A 2,055-nucleotide genomic window follows, 5' to 3' on the forward strand; every position below is an offset into this window, starting at 1 on the left:
TGGCAATACAGACTGATTTATTTTCAGACGCCCGTACTCTAGGTAACCAATCCAAACGGAGATGGTCGTCCTGAATGCACTGCACAAGAAACTGATACTGCTCGTCCTGATCTTTGCCTGCGGGATTCTGCTCGGAGCCTTATACACGTATTTCCTTTCGCCCGGTGCAGCACACCCGGCGAAACAGCCGGTGTATTCGCAGCAGGCACCGGAGCCGATCGGCCCCTACAGCCAGGGCGTCCGGTCCGGGGGCTTTGTCTGGCTCTCGGGACAGATAGGCATCGATCCTGCAACGGGGAACCTGACCGGGGGAATCGAAGAACAGACGACCCGTGCGATGGAGAACCAGAAGGCAGTCCTCGCCGCGTCCGGGCTTACCTTTGCGGATGTGGTCCAGACACGGATCTATCTTTCCAGCATGAGCGACTTTGCTGCGGTCAACCGGATCTATAGTACGTATTTCACTGATACCTTCCCGGCCCGTTCAACGGTGCAGGTTGCCGGCTTGCCCAAAGGCGCGCTCGTTGAGATCGAGATGGTGGCAGAGAAGCGGTGAGGGAATTCCCTTTTTTCTCCGTTGAAATTCTTTGAAGTAATGATGGGGGCTGATGCCCCCATACCCCCGTTTGTGATGAGCGGCAGCCGAAATCGAAGATTCTCTGATGAGAATCTTCTTAACTCCCTTCGGTCGTCCCCGAACAGCGCCCCGCGGCGGCATCAATTCATTTTTCTGAAAAAACTCTGCGTCTCGGAGTATCTCCTTGAGGTATTACAGAGGTATCGCCTGCGCCCCCGCCCCCATTGGGGGTGCTTCGTTCCGAGGGAATGAAGCAGAGGGATTTTGCAAAATCCCTCTTGTTGAGGGTCTTCAGACCCGAGACACGAGAAGTACCTGCAAGGTTCTTCGAGGATGGACTTTCGAAGTTGGAGAGGTTCATAGGAACCTCGACAATGAGAAGGGAGACATAAGCCGACCTTCGAAGAACGCATTCGCGTTCTTCTCATCCTCCTGGTTTTACAAACCAGTCGGAGGCGCAAGGGGGGCGATCATAACAAGGAGATAGGTATTCTCCAAAGTATTTCTCTTAAAAAAAGTGAGTGTCAGTCAGTACTCACGGTACACCAGGTCGCCTTCGTGGACCCGCTCGTTGACCCGGATGCCGATGTCCTGCCCCGGGTCAGCTTCAACGATCGGCTCGTGGTTGAACTCCATCGAGGTAACGGTCTGGTGGATGTCATCATGCGGTCCCAGGATGTGGATATGGTCCCCCCGTGCGATATGGTCCGAGAGAACGATAGCAGCCACACCCACTCTCGGGTAGTAGTGGGTCACCTTCCCAATCACGGTCTCCATTGTCGGCTCCCTCCCGACATGAGACTACTATCCGGGCCGGACGATAAATGTTGTCCTGCCGCCCGCCCGTCAGCGTGGGTCCTGCGGCCGCGACAGCGACTCCATGAGCGCATAGAAATATTCCGGTTTTTTCGTGGTATAGAGCCCGTACCATGCCTCAAGCGTTGCCGGAAGCATGACACCGAGTCTTTTAAAGACCTGGTACGCGAACTCGACCGGCGCCGCCCCGCATGCAGTGACGAGGTTGCAGTCAGTAACGGCCGGTTCGCTCACGTAAAAGCGCTCGCCATGATAATCCGGGCAGAATCTCTTCAGGGCAGCCAGGTCGTTGCTCGTGTGTGAGCGTTTGTCCAGCAGACCGGCATTGGCAAGAGTGAATGTTGCCCCGCAGATCGCAGCCACCACTGCGTCACCCTCAAGCACCTCGCGGATCTTTGCGATGACAGGTGCCTGCACCGGGTCAAGCCAGGTGTCCGCACCCGGCAGGAGGAGCAGGTCGCCTTCGCCCGGCCGGATATCGGCAATCAGCATGTCGGGTTTCAGGTGTATCCCGCCCATGGTGGTGATGGTATCCGGCGTACGCCCGCAGAGGACGACATCGTGCCTGAGCGAAGGATCTTTCAGAAAGCGGCCATGGTGGAGCTCAGCAAGTACATTGGCCGGCTCCCAGTCGGCGAGCGTATCCTGGATGTACATATAGG

The 2,055-nt window shown here is 56.6% G+C and carries 4 protein-coding genes; 2 read left to right on the forward strand and 2 right to left on the reverse strand.

The genetic code is table 11. The features are described from left to right. Positions 1–61 precede the first annotated feature (61 nt). Entirely contained in the window at positions 62–556 is a 495-nt protein-coding gene (locus tag CW742_RS11225; RefSeq protein WP_292420426.1) for a RidA family protein, read from the forward strand. Between the two features lie 269 nt (positions 557–825). Beyond that, a complete protein-coding gene (locus CW742_RS11230; protein WP_292420428.1) occupies positions 826–969 on the forward strand; it encodes a hypothetical protein in 144 nt (47 codons plus the stop codon). 136 nt (positions 970–1,105) lie between these two features. On the opposite strand, the gene CW742_RS11235 is transcribed toward CW742_RS11230, so the two are convergent. After that, positions 1,106–1,354 (reverse strand): U32 family peptidase C-terminal domain-containing protein, encoded by a 249-nt coding sequence (locus CW742_RS11235; protein WP_292420430.1) that lies wholly within the window; start codon positions 1,352–1,354, stop codon positions 1,106–1,108. A 69-nt stretch (positions 1,355–1,423) separates the two neighbouring features. Continuing rightward, positions 1,424–2,055: DJ-1/PfpI family protein (locus CW742_RS11240; RefSeq protein WP_292420432.1), on the reverse strand; the 632-nt coding region annotated here is incomplete at its 5' end.

Source organism: Methanoregula sp., assembly GCF_002835825.1.
In the GTDB taxonomy this organism is placed as follows: Archaea; Halobacteriota; Methanomicrobia; order Methanomicrobiales; family Methanospirillaceae; genus Methanoregula.